Source organism: Mucilaginibacter sp. P2_A5 (genome assembly GCF_056404995.1).
Window position 1 is genome coordinate 173,588 of sequence record NZ_JBFUCY010000010.1, and the last position, 19,132, is coordinate 192,719.

22 protein-coding genes are annotated in these 19,132 nt (G+C 42.7%); 13 read left to right on the top strand and 9 right to left on the bottom strand.

Annotated features, from left to right (window positions below; all coding sequences use genetic code 11):
• Positions 1–162: 162 nt before the first annotated feature.
• Entirely contained in the window at positions 163–1,008 is an 846-nt protein-coding gene (locus tag AC1DXF_RS10950; protein WP_477448456.1) for an N-acyl homoserine lactonase family protein, read from the bottom strand.
• A 249-nt stretch (positions 1,009–1,257) separates the two neighbouring features.
• On the opposite strand from AC1DXF_RS10950, the gene AC1DXF_RS10955 reads away from it, so the two are divergent.
• The 4 genes from AC1DXF_RS10955 (at position 1,258) to AC1DXF_RS10970 (ending at position 3,655) form a co-directional block, all read left to right on the top strand.
• The gene (locus AC1DXF_RS10955; protein WP_477448458.1) at positions 1,258–1,686 is read left to right on the top strand and encodes a hypothetical protein; all 429 of its coding nucleotides are present in this window, start codon (positions 1,258–1,260) and stop codon (positions 1,684–1,686) included.
• 245 nt (positions 1,687–1,931) lie between these two features.
• On the top strand, positions 1,932–2,492 hold the full coding sequence (locus tag AC1DXF_RS10960; RefSeq protein WP_477448460.1) for a helix-turn-helix domain-containing protein: 561 nt from the start codon (positions 1,932–1,934) through the stop codon (positions 2,490–2,492).
• An 86-nt stretch (positions 2,493–2,578) separates the two neighbouring features.
• Entirely contained in the window at positions 2,579–3,316 is a 738-nt protein-coding gene (locus tag AC1DXF_RS10965; protein WP_477448462.1) for a heavy-metal-associated domain-containing protein, read from the top strand.
• A 48-nt stretch (positions 3,317–3,364) separates the two neighbouring features.
• Positions 3,365–3,655, top strand: coding sequence for a hypothetical protein (locus AC1DXF_RS10970; protein WP_477448464.1), 291 nt, complete (start codon positions 3,365–3,367; stop codon positions 3,653–3,655).
• A 6-nt stretch (positions 3,656–3,661) separates the two neighbouring features.
• On the opposite strand, the gene AC1DXF_RS10975 is transcribed toward AC1DXF_RS10970, so the two are convergent.
• The gene (locus tag AC1DXF_RS10975; protein WP_477448466.1) at positions 3,662–3,892 is read right to left on the bottom strand and encodes a hypothetical protein; all 231 of its coding nucleotides are present in this window, start codon (positions 3,890–3,892) and stop codon (positions 3,662–3,664) included.
• Between the two features lie 130 nt (positions 3,893–4,022).
• Entirely contained in the window at positions 4,023–4,388 is a 366-nt protein-coding gene (locus AC1DXF_RS10980; protein WP_477448468.1) for a response regulator, read from the bottom strand.
• A 202-nt stretch (positions 4,389–4,590) separates the two neighbouring features.
• Between AC1DXF_RS10980 and AC1DXF_RS10985 the strand changes: the two genes are divergently transcribed.
• Entirely contained in the window at positions 4,591–5,604 is a 1,014-nt protein-coding gene (locus tag AC1DXF_RS10985) for a LacI family DNA-binding transcriptional regulator (RefSeq protein ID WP_477448469.1), read from the top strand.
• Positions 5,605–5,725: 121 nt separating this feature from the next.
• Here the strand turns inward: AC1DXF_RS10985 and AC1DXF_RS10990 are convergent, their stop codons facing one another.
• Positions 5,726–6,355, bottom strand: coding sequence for an NAD(P)H-dependent oxidoreductase (locus tag AC1DXF_RS10990; protein WP_477448471.1), 630 nt, complete (start codon positions 6,353–6,355; stop codon positions 5,726–5,728).
• Between the two features lie 68 nt (positions 6,356–6,423).
• Complete coding sequence (locus AC1DXF_RS10995; protein WP_477448473.1) at positions 6,424–8,673, bottom strand: transglycosylase domain-containing protein; 2,250 nt, start codon at positions 8,671–8,673, stop codon at positions 6,424–6,426.
• Positions 8,674–8,790: 117 nt separating this feature from the next.
• Between AC1DXF_RS10995 and AC1DXF_RS11000 the strand changes: the two genes are divergently transcribed.
• The 3 genes from AC1DXF_RS11000 to AC1DXF_RS11010 all read left to right on the top strand — a co-directional run bounded on the left by AC1DXF_RS11000 (position 8,791) and on the right by AC1DXF_RS11010 (position 11,046).
• A complete protein-coding gene (locus AC1DXF_RS11000; RefSeq protein ID WP_477448475.1) occupies positions 8,791–9,873 on the top strand; it encodes an Mrp/NBP35 family ATP-binding protein in 1,083 nt (360 codons plus the stop codon).
• A 154-nt stretch (positions 9,874–10,027) separates the two neighbouring features.
• Positions 10,028–10,306 carry a NifU family protein gene (locus tag AC1DXF_RS11005; RefSeq protein WP_477448477.1) on the top strand — a complete coding sequence of 93 codons (279 nt, stop codon included), beginning with the start codon at positions 10,028–10,030 and terminating at the stop codon, positions 10,304–10,306.
• Positions 10,307–10,419: 113 nt separating this feature from the next.
• Entirely contained in the window at positions 10,420–11,046 is a 627-nt protein-coding gene (locus AC1DXF_RS11010; protein WP_477448479.1) for a hypothetical protein, read from the top strand.
• Positions 11,047–11,184: 138 nt separating this feature from the next.
• Here the strand turns inward: AC1DXF_RS11010 and def are convergent, their stop codons facing one another.
• Both def and AC1DXF_RS11020 read right to left on the bottom strand, forming a co-directional pair.
• A complete protein-coding gene (gene def, locus AC1DXF_RS11015; RefSeq protein ID WP_477448481.1) occupies positions 11,185–11,757 on the bottom strand; it encodes a peptide deformylase in 573 nt (190 codons plus the stop codon).
• 20 nt (positions 11,758–11,777) lie between these two features.
• On the bottom strand, positions 11,778–13,004 hold the full coding sequence (locus AC1DXF_RS11020; RefSeq protein ID WP_477448511.1) for a M16 family metallopeptidase: 1,227 nt from the start codon (positions 13,002–13,004) through the stop codon (positions 11,778–11,780).
• Between the two features lie 154 nt (positions 13,005–13,158).
• On the opposite strand from AC1DXF_RS11020, the gene hpt reads away from it, so the two are divergent.
• Positions 13,159–13,695, top strand: a complete 537-nt coding sequence (gene hpt / locus AC1DXF_RS11025) for a hypoxanthine phosphoribosyltransferase (RefSeq protein WP_477448483.1) — start codon at positions 13,159–13,161, stop codon at positions 13,693–13,695.
• Positions 13,696–13,758: 63 nt separating this feature from the next.
• Positions 13,759–14,277 (top strand): hypothetical protein, encoded by a 519-nt coding sequence (locus tag AC1DXF_RS11030; RefSeq protein WP_477448485.1) that lies wholly within the window; start codon positions 13,759–13,761, stop codon positions 14,275–14,277.
• Positions 14,278–14,289: 12 nt separating this feature from the next.
• On the opposite strand, the gene mfd is transcribed toward AC1DXF_RS11030, so the two are convergent.
• A complete protein-coding gene (mfd, locus tag AC1DXF_RS11035; protein ID WP_477448487.1) occupies positions 14,290–17,643 on the bottom strand; it encodes a transcription-repair coupling factor in 3,354 nt (1,117 codons plus the stop codon).
• A gap of 161 nt (positions 17,644–17,804) precedes the next feature.
• On the opposite strand from mfd, the gene AC1DXF_RS11040 reads away from it, so the two are divergent.
• Complete coding sequence (locus AC1DXF_RS11040) at positions 17,805–18,218, top strand: DUF4199 domain-containing protein (protein ID WP_477448489.1); 414 nt, start codon at positions 17,805–17,807, stop codon at positions 18,216–18,218.
• Positions 18,219–18,233: 15 nt separating this feature from the next.
• On the opposite strand, the gene AC1DXF_RS11045 is transcribed toward AC1DXF_RS11040, so the two are convergent.
• Positions 18,234–18,374, bottom strand: a complete 141-nt coding sequence (locus tag AC1DXF_RS11045) for a hypothetical protein (protein WP_477448518.1) — start codon at positions 18,372–18,374, stop codon at positions 18,234–18,236.
• Here AC1DXF_RS11045 and AC1DXF_RS11050 point away from each other — a divergent pair.
• Both AC1DXF_RS11050 and AC1DXF_RS11055 read left to right on the top strand, forming a co-directional pair.
• Entirely contained in the window at positions 18,331–18,513 is a 183-nt protein-coding gene (locus AC1DXF_RS11050) for a DUF2752 domain-containing protein (protein ID WP_477448513.1), read from the top strand. The genes AC1DXF_RS11045 and AC1DXF_RS11050 overlap by 44 nt on opposite strands.
• Positions 18,514–18,706: 193 nt before the next feature.
• Positions 18,707–19,069, top strand: a complete 363-nt coding sequence (locus tag AC1DXF_RS11055; protein ID WP_477448491.1) for a TM2 domain-containing protein — start codon at positions 18,707–18,709, stop codon at positions 19,067–19,069.
• The last annotated feature ends 63 nt before the right edge of the window (positions 19,070–19,132 follow it).

A 19,132-nucleotide genomic window follows, 5' to 3' on the forward strand; every position in this document is an offset into this window, starting at 1 on the left:
TTTTTATCGATGTTCATATGTGCGTCGGCGCAAAGCTGCACAATTTACCAAAACATGTTGGTGATTTATGTCACCAAAAGCCGCCGTGATGCTAACACAGAAACGAAATGACATAAAGCTTAAATGGTGAGTTTAAGCACCAAACGGCCTTGTGAGTGCACGCTATTTAATTTCTACCACGCCCGCAGCCACAGCCGGAAACCTGGAAAACACGGCTGCATCATGCCCCGGAACAATGAACCTTACATCAGTAACCATGGTTTTCATTCTTTGCATCGCTTTCACATAGCCCGCCGGATCTAGCGTTCCCCCGTCAGCGGCCGGCACCAAATGGTCAAGGCTGTAGTATATCCAGATATTGTCTGAAGCCAGTACAACTTTGTTATTCCCTGTATTCACCAATACGTATTCTGAATTGAACGTGTGCCGGGACCCGGTGAATACTTTGATACCGGGAATAATCTCTTTATTATCGCCATCTACCAATGTTACTTTTCCGGCTAAATTTAAATCAACCATCATCCGCACATCCCTTTTATTAAACCCGCCGCTGCCTTCGCCTTTTTGCCAGGCCGCACCTACAAAATAATTAAAATCGTCTTTTTGAATCCAAACGTGGGCGTTCGGGAATAGCCCCACTCCATCTATATGGTCCCAATGGGGGTGCGATAAGATAATATCTGTAATATCGCCGGCCCTTAAACCCAATTTGGATAATGCACTATCCGGGCGGATGTAATCAACCACCTTAAATTCTTTAGCATCATCAATATCGTTTAAAAAACCTGCGTCTACCAGGATGTTCCGGCCATTACCCTTAATGAGCCAAACCATAAAATTAAACTTGATGCTATCGGTTTGTGGTGCCCCTTTTGCCCAATCGGCAGCCGAAAAAGGTAAGGCCGAACCGGCGAATTTTATGGCATAAACTTTATAAGCCGTGGTTTGTGCCCGTACATACAGCACGCCGGATAGTATTATTACTGAGAGCAGGAAAAGCTTTTTCATCCCGTAAAGATAATCCCCGGAGTAAGAAGTTGAAAGAGGGAACCGACAATAAAGGGTATGAAAAAAGCGAGCTGGCCGGAACACTGGCTTATGACACCTCCCGGCAACCGCGCTTATTGCTCTTTTGTAAACAACGTGCCTTTGGGCAAACATACCGGCTAAACCTATACGCATGTTATTGCGTACAAATACAACAATGACGGCTTTTTAACAAACTGTCTTATGCGTTAACAAAATGTGTTTATTTCAATGAGTTTTTTAACCGATCCGCTGTTTAAGGCTTTATTTTTTACAGATACGCCCCGCATAATATTAAAAGCGGATGCGCCAAACTTTACCATATTAACCTATAATGATGCTTATATGAAAGCGACTTATACTCATTACAGGAATATAATTGGCTGGTACCTTTGGGAGGCTTTTAACCCCAAACACGCGGGCAGCGACGGGGATAAATTTTTGCTTGATACACTTACCCGTGCCGTTGTAAATAATGAAACCATCATAACACCTCCTTTTAATTATAATATTCCCTCGGCCAATCCGGAAGTAATGGTTGAAAGCTGGTGGCAGTTGGATATTATCCCCATTGCGGGTAAAAGTAAAAAGCCTGCATATTTATTATTAACCACCAACAGCGTTACTGATAACGTTAAGCCGATAAAGCAAAGCCACTGATAAATACTTGCTTTAAGGCGGGGATAGTCGTTATCCGTCGATAGAATCGGGCGGTTCATCGATGCTTGTCTTTATTTATTGATGATTGTTGTAGGTTAGCAGAGCAAATCGGGGCGAACGCCCTATTGTGATAAGGTTTAGGTAAAAGCCTCTGAGCTGCGAGAGCAAAGAGGCTTTTTTTATGCCCTGATTTCTCTGGTTAAAAAGCCAGCCCCGATATCGTTAAATACCGTAATTTTATCGCCATGAAGCTGTATATTAAAAATATGGTGTGCAGCCGTTGCAAAATGGTTGTAAAAAGTGAGCTTGAAAAAGTTGGCTTACAGGTGCTTGATGTTGAGCTTGGCGAAGTTGAAATTAAAACACCGCCAACAAACCAACAGCAAATGAAACTGACGGCGTCATTAAACCAATTGGGGTTTGAATTAATTGACGATCAGAAAAGCCGGTTGATTGAACAAATTAAAACAATCATCATTGAACAGGTACATTATACTGATACACCGGTGCCTTTAAAGCTCTCGGCGGTACTGGCAGATAAGCTTAATTATGATTACGGGTACCTCAGCAACCTTTTTTCGGCAGTTGAGGGCACTACTATCGAAAAATATTATATCAATCAAAGGATAGAAAAGGTTAAGGAACTGCTGGTTTACAATGAGCTCAGTCTTTCCCAAATTGCGTACCAGTTGGGCTACAGCAGTGTGGCTTATTTATCAAGCCAGTTTAAACAGGTTACCGGGATGACCCCATCTGCATTTAAAAATTTGCAAGGCAGCAAGCGCAAAAATATTGAAGACCTGTAAATGTTATAAAGCACAGCCATAATCCTGTAACAACCCAGGGCATAAGCCGCATTAAATTTGTGTCAGTTAATTAAAAATCAATTATCATGACACATACCTATAACATTACCGGAATGACCTGTACCGGTTGCCTGGCCAAAGTTCAAAGCCTGCTATCGCAGGTAAACCACGTTCAAAAAGTAGATATTTCCCTTGCCGAAGGAACCGCTGATATTACCATGGACCGGCATGTTACTACAGCCGATTTGCAAAAAGCGCTTGCCGCATATCCAAAATATCAGTTAAGTGAAGCCGGGCCCAGTCACTATCAAAGTATAAATGCTATTGATAACGCGGAAAATAAAACATGGCTGCAAACATATAAACCCATCTTGCTCATATTCGGCTATATTACCGTGGCGGCCTTCATCGCCGGCTATAATGCAAAAGGCTTCGATCTAATGGTGGCCATGCGCATTTTTATGAGCGGCTTTTTCCTCGTTTTTTCTTTTTTTAAATTGCTGGATATCCGGGGTTTTGCCGATAGCTATGCCATGTATGATGTTGTTGCCCGCGGCTGGCGCGGATGGGGGTATCTGTATGTTTTTATCGAACTTGGTTTAGGCCTGGCATTTGCGGTTAACCTTGCACCATTCATCATTAATATCGTTACTATCGTGGTAATGTCGGTAAGTTTAATCGGGGTATTAAAAAGCGTGCTCAGTAAACAACAGATCCGTTGTGCATGCCTTGGGGCCGTATTTAACCTGCCTATGAGCACTGTTACCATTATTGAAGATGGATTGATGATAGCAATGGGCATAGCTATGCTTTCCCTGTTGTAATTTAAGGCAATAGGTTGGATGTTTTTTTGAAAAACGTTACCTTGGGTTATGAATATTGGCGAGATAACCTGCGGTAATTTTCTGCTCCATAATTACTTTCGGATCACGGGCCGGGGGCTTGCAGTCGCAGGAAAAATTACAGGTGGTTCCATAGCCGCCGGTAATTTTATTTTAGCCAGTCAGGTACTTGTAAAAATTAAGAGCGTAGAATTTGTGAGGGTGCCGGGAGGGGAACTTACCGGCTTAATGTTAGATATAGCCGAAAGTAACTGGATAGAAACCCAACTTGATAAACTGAAAGGACAAACGCTTACGATAATAGCGGATAGCGCAAGCTAATTCACCCTACATCCTAAACCTCAACGAAACCGATCTTCCCAGCGCCTGTGCCAGCTCGGGATCAATAAGCGGGCCGTTGCCTTGCTGTATCCATACGCTGCGTTCGTCTTTTTGTAGGGTAATTGTTTCGCCGTTTAGTAAAATTTCAAGCTCGTTGGTGGTCTTGTTTATTGGCGATGTGTTGACCTGGTAAACCAGGTCGGTATCGTTGTACGTTATTCTTAGTGGCAATCCCATCTGTGTCTTCTCTCCGGGTAAATATACAAATCCGGGCACCTAAAAAAGCAAAAAGAAATTATAATTCCAGTGTGTTTTATGTAAGCAGCTAATCGTCAGGCAATTAAAAACAAAGCGCAAAAATTTACCATCAGGCGGCCAACTGGTATTCTACCTTTTCAATCAGGTTGTTGATGCCAAACGGTTTGTGAAGCACATCATCCGGAGCGCCGTTTTGGTCCGGAAATCTGCCAGTATCATCACTGTCCGAACAAATGATAACCGGCAGGTTTTTGGTATCGCGGTTAAGTTTTATCAGCCGGCAAATGTCGCGGCCATCCATGCCGGGTAAAAGCACGTCGAGGATTATCAAATCGGGGTGTGTGGCTTTAATATTATTGAAAATATTGCCGGCATCGCTAAACGATACCACATCATATCCGTTGGCCGTTAAAATATAGGTCATTACCTCTATCATTAACTCATTGTTATCCAGTATCAATATTTTCTTTGCCATACCCTTTTCCATCCCTTCGTACTTAGGTGTGCAAAGCGCATGCCATTGATTAACTTACAGTTAAACTGCATTTTCCCATGATGAAAGGTGTACAAATTATGATATGATTTTAACACATTTAGCACTAATTGCACCCGGTTTTTGGGTAGTTAATAGATGAGTTTTGTTACATTTGACTGGATAAAAGATTTACGAGATAATAATGGACATTGTTAATATAAAGAAACTGGCGAAAGAGCTCAATATTTCGACGTCAACTATTTCGAGGGCGTTTAACGGCAGCCCTGATATTAATAAAGATACCAAAGAACGCATCCTGGCCTTTGCCAAAGAACATAACTTTTTACCCAACCATTACGCCAGCAACCTTCGGGATAAAAAAACCAAAACACTGGCTGTTATTATACCCGAAATAGCCAACGATTTTTTTTCGCAGGCCATAAATGGCATTGAAGAGGTTGCCCGCAAAAAGGGGTTTTACATTTTGCTTTACCGCACCGACGATATTTTTGAAAAGGAAGTATCGTTTGTAAATTACCTGAACAACGGAAAGGTTGATGGTATCATTATGTCTGTATCCGGCGAGGCCAATGATCATAATTACCTGCGCCAGCTGGAGTCAAAAAACGTTCCGGTTGTGTTTTTCGACAGGGTATATGAAGACATTGATGCCGCCAAGATAACTACTAACGATTATGATAGTAGTTTTGACGCGACAGAGCACCTGCTGCAAACCGGTTGCCGCAAAATAGCCTACCTGGTGGTAAACAAAAACATTTCTATTGGCCAGGTACGGATGCAAGGCTATATGGATGCCCTTAAAAAACACGATGTAGCCTTTGACGATGAATTGGTAATTGATTGCAGTAACGACGAGAAGGTAAATTACAAGATATTGACCAAGGTATTACAGGAAATAAAGCCCGACGGTATTTTTAGCTCGGTTGAGCGTTTGGCGTTTGCCACTTACTATGTTTGTAATGACCTGGGGATTGATATTCCCAAGCAATTGAAAATAGTTAGTTTCTCCAGTTTGGGAATAGCCCCGTTGTTAAGCCCTGCACTATCAACCATTACCCAGCCTGCTTACGAAATGGGAATCAAAGCCGCTAACCTCCTTTTTGAAGCGCTGGAGCATAAGGCGGCATCAAACCATAAGCGGCACGTGGTTTTAAAATCTAAATTGTTTATCAGGAGGAGTTCCTCTGGTGAGTAGTTGATTGGGGTGGATTAGGTTGATTGAGTTAGATTAAGTTGATTGAGTCCTAAACTTCATGAAGCTTTCCAAACCTAATCAACCACTTAACACAATCAACTTAATCAACCATTCACCAACATCAAACGTGTATAAACAGCTCACTTTTGGGCCTGCGCACTTTAAGCATTTTGCTGTAAACGTCATCGTCAGCCCGATATCCTACAGCGGCAATAACCGATGTAGTTAAGCCTAATTCTTTTAAACCAAGTATCTCATCAAATTGGGCGGCATTAAAACCTTCCATCGGCGCTGCATCAATACCTAATTCCGCAGCTTCGGACACCAATACACCTAAAGCTATGTAAGTTTGTTTATGCGACCAGGCTAATTTTTGCTCATCTGTATTGTTGCTTAATCTGCCTAAAATCACTTGTTCAAATCCAGCAAGGCTTTCACGTTCCACATTACGAACATTGGCAACCAAGTCGATGAATTTTTTGCCAAAAGCCTCGTCCAATGAAGTTACTGAGGCAAAAACGAATAATGCCGATGAATCTGTTATTTGTGGTTGATTATACCCTGCCGCGCGCAGTTTTGCCCTTACTTCGGCATCCCGGACAACAATCACTTTGAATGATTGCAGGCCGTATGACGATGGGGCCAATTGTATGGCGCTTGTTAATTGGTCTAACTGTTCGGTACTTATTTTTTTGGAAGGGTCGAATTTTTTTACGGCGGCCCTTTTCTGTAATTGTTCTATTAATGACATGACGATTTCTAAATTTGTTGTGACAAAAATAGATGTTTAAACACTCAAGCGCGTCATGCCACCGTAAACTATAAATTGGCTTTGGCTTTCAGTTCGTCTTCTTTATCGCTTTCTTCTTTTTTCAGTCGTCGTTTTTCCTGGCGGATTTCTTTCCGGGTTTTGCCGGCTGTATCAACATTATCAATCCGGTTTTTATAATCCAGCTTAAGGGCCTCAATTTGCTCTTTAAGTTTTTCCTTGGCCGTTTTTTCTTTTTGCTTTTCTACCTGTTCTTTTTTTTGATCTACTGTATCCTTTTTGCCGAACAGGCGCTGGAAAAAGCTTGGTTTTTTAACAGGTTCTTCAATCACGGGCAATATTTCGTTATCATCATTGCCGCCTTGCTTCATCAGGCTATCGGCTTTAGCAGTATCAATAGGCGTAATTCTTTCCCTTAAACCTTCCCTTAACCTAACGTTATAAAACCCGTAGGCGCTGGTATCGCGTGGCGTAAGGCCCTTTTCGGCCATCAACTTGCCTATCAGGTTAAAATAGCCATGCAAGCCGGGCCGTAAGCTGCCATCGGGCTGAAAAGCGTATAAGCCCCCTTTAGGGTACGGAACAATGCTGGCCAGGTAAATACTCTCGCCAAGGGTAAGCTCTGATGGCGCTTTGCCAAAGTAAAAATGCGATGCCTCGCCAATTCCGTATACATTGCGGCCCCATTCAATGATGTTCAGGTAAACCTCCAGCATCCGGTTTTTGCTCATGATGCGGTTATTCTCGATGATCCAAACAATCAATATCTCCTCAATTTTACGCACCAGGTTTTTATCCCTGTTTAAAAAAGCATTTTTTACCAGTTGCATAGATATACCGCTGGCGCCCCGCTTAAATTTTTTGGTCTTAAAATCGGTCGCCAATGATTTGCGGAAAGCTTCTTCTACAAAACCATGGTTGGTATAAAATGAAGGGTCTTCGGCGGTCATAACAGCATTCCGCAAGCTGGGCGCTATTTGCTCCAGCGGCGTAAATTCAGGATTTTCGGAGCCGATGAGATGCGGGGCCAGCGGTCTTCCTTTTTCGTACGGCGTATAAACAAACGGACTGTTCAACTTACCAAGGTCTGTTTTGCCATATTTAATTATCCGGAAGCCATCCTTATCCAAGCGGGAATCAAATTGCAGGTCATCTATTTTAGTAGCATCCATATAAAAATGCATGCTATACTTCAGCTTACCGGCAACCTTAATACCATCCAGCGCATCAAACATTCCCTGGGGGAACGAGTCAAAAACATCGGTGGCCTTAAGCCAGTCGGTATTCATTTTAAGCTCGTATATTTTGGTTGGATTAAGCGTGTATTTTACATAAGGCCTGGCCACCAGGTTTTTTATATGAATGGTTGATGAGCTATCAATAGATACATAATTACTACCTACAAACAAATTGGCATCAATAGAAGCCTTGGGGAATATAATATCGCCGGGCGACAAACTAGGATGATTGATGAGCAGGTTGCTTACCCCCCATGATCCATAAATCCGGGTTTCGCCGCCGCTATGCTCAACCTTGGTTAATTTGGTTGATATCGTATCGGCATTTATTTTCAGGTGAAGTTTTTCCTGTATAATGGGCAACTCTATCTTTTTACCATCAGCATAAAGCTTTACATCGATGTTTTTATCCGAGGGGTGCATTTTACCCACAAAATGCCAGGTAGATTCGCCGTTATCGACATCAATGGTTGATGTAAGGTCGCCATCTTTTATCTGCGCGGTTTTTGCAAGTAGTTTTAGCTGGGTGCTATCGTCCTTAAAACTCACCACAAAATTGCTCAATGTAAGATTATCGGGGATTTTGTACAGTACCTCGTTAACCAGGTTGTTGGCCAGTACAGATAGATCTGCTTTGGTTGCTGATGTGGTATCGCGTTTCTTTTTAAACAAGAAATCAAAGTTTTTAACCCCTTTAATATTCGTGAGGTTAATAAAGCCGTCCTGTAACAAAACATCCGATAATTTAATATTACCTACTATAAGCGGCAACAGCTTAACGCTCACCACAAAGTTTTTGATACGTAACAGGCTGTCGCGTTGCTCGGGCACTATGGTAACATCCGAAAAAGACACTGTCGCTGCACCGGTAAAATGGGCCGATCCGATTTTTACATCCAAATTATAATCGCGCTTTGCTTTTGCTGTAGCTTTGACAATAGCTTTTTGAAGCAGGGCCTCGCGTTTTGAATAGGCAATATAACCGCCTATTAACAATATGAGGAACAAGGGAATAAGGATAAATGCGGCTATTCGTATATATTTAGGATTGAGGCGCTTCATAAGTAAATTTTTCCAAAACTAAACTAATTCTTATCCCCTGCAAACGGTTGTTTCTGTAATTTGTTTCCCGCGTAAACACAAATCAACCACTCGTTTTCATAAATTTGCCATAATATTATGATAATCACTAAAGAACAAGTTTTACAAGCACTGGGTAATGTTGAAGAGCCGGACCTGAAAAAAGACCTGGTTACCCTCAACATGATACAGGATATACATATTGATGGCAACAAGCTTAGCTTTTCGGTTATATTAACCACGCCGGCTTGTCCGCTAAAGGCCCTGATTGAAAATGCCTGCCGCAACGCCATCAGCTATTTTATCAGCAAAGAAGTGTTGGTTGATATCAACATGACATCGCGCGTTACCACGCAAAAAAACACCGGCGTGCCGGGTGTTAAAAATATCATCGCGGTAGCATCGGGTAAAGGTGGCGTTGGTAAATCAACCGTTGCCGCTAACCTGGCATTGGGATTGGCAAAATCGGGCGCCAAAGTGGGGTTGATTGATGCCGACATCTACGGTCCATCTGTACCCATTATGTTTGGGCTGGAAGGTGCGCGCCCGCAGGCAAGCGCGGTTGACGGTAAAACCCGCATTGAACCTATTGAAAAATATGGCATCAAGCTGCTTTCGATAGGCTTTTTTACCGATCCAAACCAACCCGTGCCGTGGCGTGGGCCAATGGTATCAACAGCCGTAAAACAGCTGTTTAATGATGCCGATTGGGGCGAACTGGATTACCTGGTGGTAGATTTGCCCCCGGGCACCGGCGATATACATATTACCATTACCCAAACCTTCCCTGTTACGGGCGCTGTTATAGTAACCACACCACAAAATGTAGCTTTGGCCGATGCCCGCAAAGGGGTAGGTATGTTTATGATGCCGGCAATCAATGTACCCATACTGGGCGTGGTGGAAAACATGTCGTACTTTACGCCGGCCGAGCTTCCGGATAACAAATATTATATTTTTGGTAAAGGCGGAGGCCAGAAGCTGGCCGAGCAACTGGATGTGCCCTTTTTAGGCGAGATTCCGCTGGTAAAAAGCATCAGCGACTCGGGCGACGCAGGCACCCCGGCTATTTTAGAAGCGGATGGTGTAATGACCAAAGCATTTATTGATATGGCCCAGCGCGTAGCGCAGCAGGTAGCTATATCAAACGCGAAGGCTTTTGAAGCGAGTCTTGAGTCATAAGTCTAAAGTTCTAAGTCTTGAGGCGTAAGTCTCAAGTCAAAAGTGTCAAACCGGCCCTTTTTGACTCAGAACTTAAGACTTTGGACTAACCACTTTAAGTATAAAATATATTGCAAATTATTAATAACTTTACTTTAGTTATAAATTAGTAAAAATGAGTTTATTAAGTCAGGTTGAAGCAGCTTTAGATACCATTCGTCCGTATCTGGAGGCTGATGGCGGGAATGTTTCAGTTGAAGAGATTACGCCCGAGGGTGTTGTTAAATTGAAGTTATTGGGTTCATGCGGTTCATGCCCTATGAGCATCATGACCCTAAAGGCTGGCATTGAGCAAGCCATAAAAAAAGCAGTGCCCGAAGTTACCAGTGTAGAAGCATTAAACCTTACCGACATTGATGATCCGAATGCGGTGCTGCCAGAAAATTTGAGATAGTGTTAAGGATTGTTAAATCCTGTTTATAATTTACTGTATTAACTATTTTTGAGCAACTTTTTGAAACTATTCGGCGTTATTAAGGTAACTACAGCAAATAGGTGTTTAAGTATATGAAGTACTTGGTTGTTATATTTTTATTATTATCATCGGTTGCGGCATTTGCACAAAAACACGATGACAAGCCACTTGTGCAATTTACGGGCGTAGTACATAATGCCGATAGTACGGATGTTATTGTGCCTTACGTATCTATTACCAATACATCGTTCCACAACCAGGTTTATTTAAGTAATTACAAAGGCTATTTTTCATTTGTAGCGCATGAACAAGATACATTGCGCTTTACCTGCGTTGGTTACGGGCAAATCCTGGTGGTTATTCCATCAAACCTGCCAACAAAAAGCTATACGATGCAGGTAAATATAAAGCCGCAAATTATTAACCTGCCAACATTTCACGTATTTCCGTGGGCAACTACAGACGAGTTCAAGAAAGATTTTTTGGCTATAAAACTTGCTGATGACGATTTGGAAATAGCCCGTAAAAATATCAGTAAAGCATCATTATCAGCCTTGTATAATACCTTGCCCAGAGATGCACAGGAAATACAATCGGCAAATGCGCAAACCATGCACAACACCATCCTCAACACGCATTCACTTACACCCAATCCCTTACTTAACCCGCTTGCCTGGGGCAGCCTGATCAAACAGATCTCGGATGCGGACAGTAAGTAGTAGTGAGTGGGCAGTTGTGAGTAGTGAGTTTTAGCAGGGTGTCGCTAATTAATTGTGCGATGTTTATAGTGGGGTTGAAAGTAGAAGCAAAGGTCCAAATCTTTCCCTCTCCGCTCACAACTGCCCACTCACCACTGACTATCTCCCCTTTTTAACTGCCGGGAATTTCATTTTGTATTCAACATTCACCACTCCTTTTGAAATATCGTTCAGCTTTTTTTCGATTAAGCGCTTGCGTAGCGGGCTCAGTTTATCAGTAAATAGTTTACCTTCAATGTGGTCGTATTCATGCTGGATAATGCGGGCAGCCATCCCTTTAAAGGTTTCTTCGTAATGTTTCCAGTCTTCATCGTAATAGGATATTTTGATAACCGGTTTACGGTAAACATCTTCGCGAATATCCGGGATGCTCAGGCAGCCTTCGTTAAAACCCCACTCTTCGCCGGTTTCCTCTATTATAGTAGCGTTTATAAATGCTTTCTTAAAGTCTTTAAGCTCGGGTTCATCATCATCAAACGGGGTGGCATCAACCACAAACAAACGCATAGACATACCTACTTGCGGGGCTGCCAGGCCAACGCCACGGGCTCCATACATAGTCTCAAACATGTTATTTACCAATTCTTTAATATGTGGATATTCATCCGGCTCAATGGCTGTTGCTTTCTTTCTTAAAACAGGGTCTCCGTAAGCGATGATAGGGTACTTCATTTTGCAAAAATACAGGTTTATTATTTAGGCTCAAACTTCAATGTAATAAGCCTGTCATTATCAAATATTTCGTTGCTTATTTCCAGCAGTTGTTCGGCGGTAACAGCGTTTATTTTGTCGAAAATGTCTTCCAACGTATCAATATGGTTAAAATCCAGTAAGCTTTTGGCCATTGATATAATCAGGCTCATGCGGTTCTCTTCGGCAAGGGCTATCTGCCCTATAAACTTCTGCTTGGCCTGCTGCAGCTGCAGCGTGCCCAGTTTTTGATCGCGCAGCTTCTTCAGTTCCTTGTGTACCAGGCGCGATGCCTTTTCGGCCTTTTCGTTATCCGTGCCAAAGTAAACAGAGAAAATACCGGTATCGCTAAACGGCGTATAGTTTGATTCGATGGTGTAGGCAATGCCGTACTTTTCGCGGATCTCGAGGTTTAAACGGCTACTCATCCCCATACCGCCCAACAGGTTATTAAGTAGTAATAATCCGTATTTATGCCGATGAGATGATGGGTAAGCCTGCCCGCCAATAATACAATGCGTTTGCGATATTGGCTTTTTTACAATTACAATGCCGCTGTTATTTGCCTTTGGTGCAATCCTGTTTTTTTGAGGATGATGAGCTTCTATCCCGCCGAAATATTTTTCGCACAGTTTTACTACTTTCTTAAAATCGTAATTACCATGTACTGCAAATATCATTTCGGATGTGCTATAATTGGCTTTAATAAAGGCCCGCATATCATCGCTGTTCATGCGGCCAACGGTTTCGGGAGTGCCCAAAATATTTTTACCGAAAGGATCGTCTTTAAACAGCAATTCCTCAAAGTCGTCTTGTATAGCTTCTTCCGGCTGATCGAGGTACGAGGCTATCTCATCCAATATTACGCCGCGTTCTTTTTCCTGTTCATCTTCGGGAAAGGTGGAGTGGAACAGGATATCCTCAAACAAATCAATAGCGCGTTCCAGGTGCTGATTAAGCAATGAGGCGTGGATGCAGGTATATTCTTTAGTGGTGTACGCGTTTAAATCGGCGCCGACAAGCTCCAGCCGGTTCAAGATCTGGTTGGTGTTGCGCCGTTCTGTTTCTTTAAACAACAGGTGCTCAATAAAATGGGCAAGACCTTCCTGCTGGTTGGCTTCATCGCGCGAGCCTGCGTTTACAATAAAGCAGCAATGCGTTATGGTAAATGGCGATTGTTTGTACAAAATACGGATGCCATTGGCTAAGGTGTGGGCCTGGTAGTCGATCATATAAGAGTGCAAAGATAACGTTATATATGTTACAATTATTTTACGTGCAATTTGCGAGCGATTTTACTATTTTAGGAGATTAAAATTGTAACGGCCGAAGCATTAACAGTAATACGATATATCATCGGCAATACCCCGTAAAAACAAATCAATGAAAATCAAAATCGCAGACCTTGAGTTTGAGCCCCTTATTAACGCCGAAACGATTGAAGAACGTGTAAAAGCCATCGGTATACAGCTAAATGAAGATTTTAAACAGAGTGTTCCGGTATTTGTGGGGGTACTTAACGGAAGCTTTTTATTTATAGCCGACCTGATAAAACAAATCTCTATCCCCTGCGAAATTTCCTTTACAAAGCTGGCCTCCTATTATGGCGGTACCACAAGTAGCCTGAAAATCCGCGACGATATTGATTTGATTGTGGATATTAAAGGCCGCGATGTATTGATTATTGAAGATATTGTTGACACCGGCAACACGGTGCACTACCTGATAGACAAACTAAAACAACGAGGCCCCGCTTCAATTAAAGTATGTTCGTTACTGCTAAAACCGGCTGCACTGCAAAAAAAAATTGACGAACTGAAATATGTTGGTTTTGAAATTGAGAATGAATTTGTAGTAGGGTACGGGTTGGATTATAAGGAAATGGGCAGGAACCTGGATGCTATTTATAAGAAAGTTTGATTTCGGAATTGAGAATTTCGATTTCGGATTGCCTTATCTTGCAGGAAATAGCAAATAATATCCATGAAAAAAACATTGAAAGTTGCTGCAGCAATTATTATCCTGGCGGCAGTTTTTGTTTCGGTGAAAGGGTATAATATTGTCATTCCCGTTTCTCAAAGCGGCGATTGTCTTCCTGTTTTTAAGTCGAAGAGCGGTGATACTGTTAGCGTTTTTTCAAAATTCGATTTTACAAAAGATGATTGGGTTGCGTATATCGTAATCCCGTCGTCAGACTTTGTTGATCTTAATTCCCAAATTCCTCATCGCACCTGCCTGAAAACAACCGACAGGAATCTTTTACAAAAAATGAAGCACGAATGGCGGTTTAAAATAACACAAGGGGATGTTGCAACTGTGGAAAGCGTTTTTTATCTCTTAAAAAACGGAAAGACTGTGTTTCGATCCGGCATAGTTTTAGATACCGATAGCCAGGTATTACAGAATTGTGTATATGGTGAGATGGCGCCTGTTGATAAAAACGCAATGATAAATACCTGCCGGGAATTTAGAAATGTATATTGGCCGGTTGTTGTTTTTTAATGTAGAGGCTGCTTACACCCCAATCAAACCCGCCATCTCATTCAAAAATACCAGCGCCTGGTCAATACTATGCACACCTTCAACACTCAGCCTGAGTGTGTTTTTAACTTCTTTTAAATTAGTGCGCCTTGGGTTGGCCTGTACAAAAGCCAGTACATTATGGAAAGCCTCGGTTTCAAAGTACGATGACTGCTGGTTGGTGATAAAATAACCGCGCAGCACATTCTTTTTCAGCGATATTTTTTCAAAACCAATTGCCTTGCCCATCCATTGGAGGCGCATGGTATTCAATAAGTCATGCACCTGTGGTGGTATTGGCCCAAAACGATCATGCAGTTGTTGTTGGAAAGCCGATAACTCAACTTCCCGCTCCAGTTTGGATAGCTCGGTGTATAAATTATAACGTTCGGATAGATTAGTTACATATTCATCCGGGATCAGGATCTCCTGGTCGGTATCTATTTGGGTAAAGGAAATATATGGGCGTGGCTTATCATCAGGGAATACGCCTTTAAATTCATCGTCCTTTAACTCCTGGATGGCTTCGTCCAAAATCTTGTGGTACATCTCAAAGCCTATTTCGGCAATAAAGCCGCTTTGCTCGGCCCCAAGCAGGTTTCCGCTGCCGCGGATGTCCAAATCGCGCATGGCTACATTAAAGCCGCTGCCCAGGTCGCTAAACTCCTCAATGGCGCTAAGGCGTTTGCGGGCCTCGTTGGTGAGCGTTGATAGCGGCGGGCTCAACAGGTAGCAATACGCCTTTTTGTTGCTCCTGCCCACGCGGCCACGCATCTGGTGCAAATCGCTAAGGCCAAACATGTGGGCATAGTTGATGATGATCGTGTTCGCGTTCGGGATATCCAGGCCGGCCTCAATAATAGTCGTAGCCACCAGCACATCGTACTCGTGGTTTACAAATTTCAGCATTACATCCTCAAGCGCGTCGCCTTCCAGTTGCCCGTGGGCAATACCTATACGGGCTTTTGGTACCAGCTTGTGAATCATGCCTCCTAATTGCGGCAAATCGGCTACACGGTTATGGATAAAGAAAACCTGGCCATCGCGCTCAATTTCAAACTCAACGGCTTCTTTTATCAGTTTATCATTAAACACATGTAATTCGGTAACTACCGGTTGCCTGTTGGGTGGTGGTGTTGATATGATGGATAGATCCCTTGCCCCCATCAGCGAAAAATGCAGGGTCCGAGGTATAGGCGTTGCCGTCAACGTTAACGTATCTACATTGGCGCGCATTTGTTTCAGCTTCTCTTTGGTTGATACGCCGAATTTTTGCTCCTCGTCGATGATCATCAGCCCCAGGTCTTTAAACTTCACATCCTTGCTTACCAGGCGGTGGGTACCTATAATGATATCTACCTTACCGTCCTTCAGCTTCTCTAAAGTATCCTTTATCTGTTTGCTGGTTTTAAAGCGATTTATGTAATCTATATTGGCCGGGAAGCCTTTGAGCCTATCGGTAAATGTTTTGTAGTGCTGGGCGGCTAAAATGGTGGTAGGCACCAATATGGCTACCTGCTTGCTATCGGCAACCGCTTTAAACGCGGCGCGAACAGCCACCTCGGTTTTGCCAAAGCCCACATCGCCGCAAATGAGCCTGTCCATAGGGTGAGGCGATTCCATATCTTTTTTAAAGTCGGCAGTGGCCTTTTCCTGGTCGGGAGTATCCTCGTACAAAAAGGAAGCTTCCAGTTCGGTTTGCAGGTAGCTATCGGGCGAAAATGCATTGCCATGCTGGGCTTTGCGCAGGGCGTAAAGCTTAATCAGGTCGCGGGCTATGTCTTTAACTTTTTTTTTTGTTGTTTTCTTCAGGCGTTCCCAGGTATCAGTTCCCAGCTTGTTCATGCGCGGAACGGTGCCTTCCTTACCGCTATATTTAGATATGCGGTTAAGCGAATTGATGTTTACATACAGCAAATCGTTATCCGCATAAATCAGGCGGATCATTTCCTGTTGTTTGCCGTTTACCTCCACTTTTTCCAGGCCGGCATATTTGCCTATACCGTGGTCAATATGGGTAACGTAGTCGCCAGGCTTCAGGTCGCGCAGTTCTTTTAGAGTAATGGCTTGCGATCGCTGATAGCCTTTTTTTAGCTTGTATTTATAATAACGATCAAAAATCTGGTGATCGGTATAGCAGGCCAGTTTTTGTTCGTGGTCAACAAAACCTTCGCGGATTGAGATACTTATTGGCGTAAATTTTACCGTCTTATCCAAATCATCCAATATGGCGTACAAACGCTCAACCTGGCGGGATGAATCGGTGAGGATAAAGTTTTCGATCTTTTCCGCCTCGTTATTTTTGAAGTTGTGAATTAGCAGCGTAAAATCTTTATTGAACGATGGCTGCGGGCGCATATCAAAGTTGATTGAGATGCTTGGCTGGTAAAAAAACTGTTTGCCAAACTCCACTACAGGGAAATCAAACAACTGGTCAGCAATCAGTTTCTCGTCGGTAAAGCCAAATTTAGGGTCAATCCAGTCCGGGTTTTGGTTTTTTTCATCGGCAGATAAAGCTTTCCACAAATTGGTAGCCTTTTTAAAGCCCGACTGAATAATATCCAACGTAAACTGCACGTCCTTAATCCAAACCTGCGTACCGGCATCAACATACTCCAACAGGGAAATATTGCTTTCTGTTAAAAATTTAGATTGTACATTGGGTACTATGGTGATACTTTTCACCTGTTCAACAGATAGCTGGCTCTCAATCTCGAATGTGCGGATAGACTCAATAAAATCGCCAAAAAACTCTACCCGGTAGGGCAGGTTATGCGAGAATGAAAAGATATCTACAATGCCGCCTCTTACTGAAAACTGTCCGGGCTCATACACAAAATCAACCCGGTCAAAATCGTACTCAATTAAAAATTCGTTAATAAAATCTATACTGAGTTTATTGCTTACTGCAATTTCGAGGGTGTTTTTTTCGAGGGATGCCCGGTCAATTACCTTTTCGGCCAGGGCCTCGGGGTAGGTAACTATCAGCTGGCCAAATTCCGAAGCATGGTTAAGTTCGTTGAGTACTTCGGCGCGCGCCAATACATTGCTGCTGTCGGGCTGGGTAAATTCAAATGGCTTGCGGTACGATGAAGGGAAAAGCAGTACTTCTTTGCCGGTAAGGTTTTCAAGGTCGGCCTGGAAATAACCGGCTTCCTCGCGCTCGGGCAATACAAACACCATATGTTTGTGCTGCAAAAAATATAATGCTACCGCCATGGCCGCATCACTCGATCCGACTAAACCACGCAGCTGTACCCTTGGATTTTTTGAAGCATTAAGCGCAAGGGCTAATGCTTTAATCCGGTCATCAGCTTTATACCTATCTAATATATCACGGATGTTCAAACTGCCGCAAATGTACGCAAAAAAGCCTTTTTAAATAAATAGCTATAAATAGTATAAAACAGTGCAAACAATATGATGGCTTATTTACTTTTTAATGATAAATTAGGGTATTATTTCTCCCGTAGTTCAACCTAAATTTTTTAAACCAAAATTTATATATCATGAAGAATGCAATTATTTGGGGCGTTATTATCGGCATATTAAGCGGAATCTGGATGTATATTATGCACACCTCCGGAATTACACCCACCGACGATAAAGTTGCCACGCTTGAATACTTTTCCTTTATTATCCCCGCCATCGGTTTATTAATTGGCATTTATAGCTATCGCCAAAATGATTGTAATGGACAAATGGGTTTTTTTGAAGCATTGATACAAAGCTTTAAAATATTGATTGCCGGCGGTATTGTAACAGTTTTTGCCACTATATTGTATGTTAGTTACAGCCGTGTATCTATGAATGATATCCTTAAGGAATCGTCGGGCCGCATTTTCGGCGCGCTATTAGTTGGCGTTTTATTGGCGTTTGCGGTATCTTTACTGTTTACCAATAAATCAAACAAGGTTGATTAAACGGCTTTTTCGCAACTATTTTGAACTCATTTTCTGGCTTACCGCAATGCTGTGCCTGGCATTTACCTCGCCGCAGGCCACATCGCATTTTACATTGTGCCCTTTAAAATTGATGGGTATAACCTGGTGCCCCGGCTGTGGTTTGGGGCACTCCATTATCTACCTTTTTCACGGGCAAATTTCCAATTCATTTCATACGCATTGGTTGGGCATACCGGCAGTGCTGGTGATATTTCATAGAATATACGTGCTGGCAAGGCCTCACCCAACCCTCTCCAAAGGAGAGGGCTTTTGACTTGCAAATGAAACCAATCTGCTTTTTAAAGTCCTCTCCTTTGGAGAGGATTTAGGTGAGGCTCTTTTTCACCGCCAAAACCCACGGTTTCACCGACTTGTTAGCCCTGCTAACCTATATTCTGTAGGTGTTTTTTATGTGCCGGTGTACCTTTATATCATCAAAGCAAACACAAACTTTAATCATTACTAAAATGAACACTTACCAAAATCCTTATATGATGTTCGAGGGGATGACACCTGAAGAATTTTCTTTTGTACAACAAGCCTCCGCTTCTTTAGGCGAAAACCAGCAACGGTATTTTATGGGTGTTTACGCCAGCAAACGTCGTAACCCACAGGATATTTTACTGGCTACGCTTGCGGGTTTCCTCGGTGTATCGGGCATACAACGTTTCCTGACCGACCAGATTGGAATGGGCATTGTATACTTTTTTACAGCCGGCTTTTGTTTTATCGGTACCATCGTCGATCTGATTAATTATAAAAGCATTGCCAACGAGTACAATCAAAAAATGGCCTTCGAGAGCTTCAATATTGCTAAAATGAGCAACTAAGTTTCCCGGTATTCGGGCATAGTTTCACTATATATATATCAAAAAAATCCACCTTCTGTTACG

Bases quoted from the DNA above. Each gene is read 5' to 3' on its own strand.
- AC1DXF_RS10985 (WP_477448469.1), top strand. From the start codon at position 4,591: ATGGACATTGTTAATATAAAGAAACTGGCGAAAGAGCTCAATATTTCG.
- AC1DXF_RS11050 (WP_477448513.1), top strand. From the start codon at position 18,331: ATGGGTATAACCTGGTGCCCCGGCTGTGGTTTGGGGCACTCCATTATC.
- AC1DXF_RS11030 (WP_477448485.1), top strand. From the start codon at position 13,759: ATGAAAAAAACATTGAAAGTTGCTGCAGCAATTATTATCCTGGCGGCA.
- hpt (WP_477448483.1), top strand. From the start codon at position 13,159: ATGAAAATCAAAATCGCAGACCTTGAGTTTGAGCCCCTTATTAACGCC.
- AC1DXF_RS10960 (WP_477448460.1), top strand. From the start codon at position 1,932: ATGAAGCTGTATATTAAAAATATGGTGTGCAGCCGTTGCAAAATGGTT.
- AC1DXF_RS10950 (WP_477448456.1), bottom strand. From the start codon at position 1,008: ATGAAAAAGCTTTTCCTGCTCTCAGTAATAATACTATCCGGCGTGCTG.
- AC1DXF_RS10990 (WP_477448471.1), bottom strand. From the start codon at position 6,355: ATGTCATTAATAGAACAATTACAGAAAAGGGCCGCCGTAAAAAAATTC.
- AC1DXF_RS10995 (WP_477448473.1), bottom strand. From the start codon at position 8,673: ATGAAGCGCCTCAATCCTAAATATATACGAATAGCCGCATTTATCCTT.
- AC1DXF_RS11005 (WP_477448477.1), top strand. From the start codon at position 10,028: ATGAGTTTATTAAGTCAGGTTGAAGCAGCTTTAGATACCATTCGTCCG.
- AC1DXF_RS10975 (WP_477448466.1), bottom strand. From the start codon at position 3,892: ATGGGATTGCCACTAAGAATAACGTACAACGATACCGACCTGGTTTAC.
- AC1DXF_RS11045 (WP_477448518.1), bottom strand. From the start codon at position 18,374: ATGGAGTGCCCCAAACCACAGCCGGGGCACCAGGTTATACCCATCAAT.
- AC1DXF_RS11010 (WP_477448479.1), top strand. From the start codon at position 10,420: ATGAAGTACTTGGTTGTTATATTTTTATTATTATCATCGGTTGCGGCA.
- AC1DXF_RS10965 (WP_477448462.1), top strand. From the start codon at position 2,579: ATGACACATACCTATAACATTACCGGAATGACCTGTACCGGTTGCCTG.
- AC1DXF_RS11000 (WP_477448475.1), top strand. From the start codon at position 8,791: ATGATAATCACTAAAGAACAAGTTTTACAAGCACTGGGTAATGTTGAA.
- AC1DXF_RS10980 (WP_477448468.1), bottom strand. From the start codon at position 4,388: ATGGCAAAGAAAATATTGATACTGGATAACAATGAGTTAATGATAGAG.
- AC1DXF_RS11055 (WP_477448491.1), top strand. From the start codon at position 18,707: ATGAACACTTACCAAAATCCTTATATGATGTTCGAGGGGATGACACCT.
- def (WP_477448481.1), bottom strand. From the start codon at position 11,757: ATGAAGTACCCTATCATCGCTTACGGAGACCCTGTTTTAAGAAAGAAA.
- AC1DXF_RS11040 (WP_477448489.1), top strand. From the start codon at position 17,805: ATGAAGAATGCAATTATTTGGGGCGTTATTATCGGCATATTAAGCGGA.
- AC1DXF_RS10970 (WP_477448464.1), top strand. From the start codon at position 3,365: ATGAATATTGGCGAGATAACCTGCGGTAATTTTCTGCTCCATAATTAC.
- AC1DXF_RS10955 (WP_477448458.1), top strand. From the start codon at position 1,258: ATGAGTTTTTTAACCGATCCGCTGTTTAAGGCTTTATTTTTTACAGAT.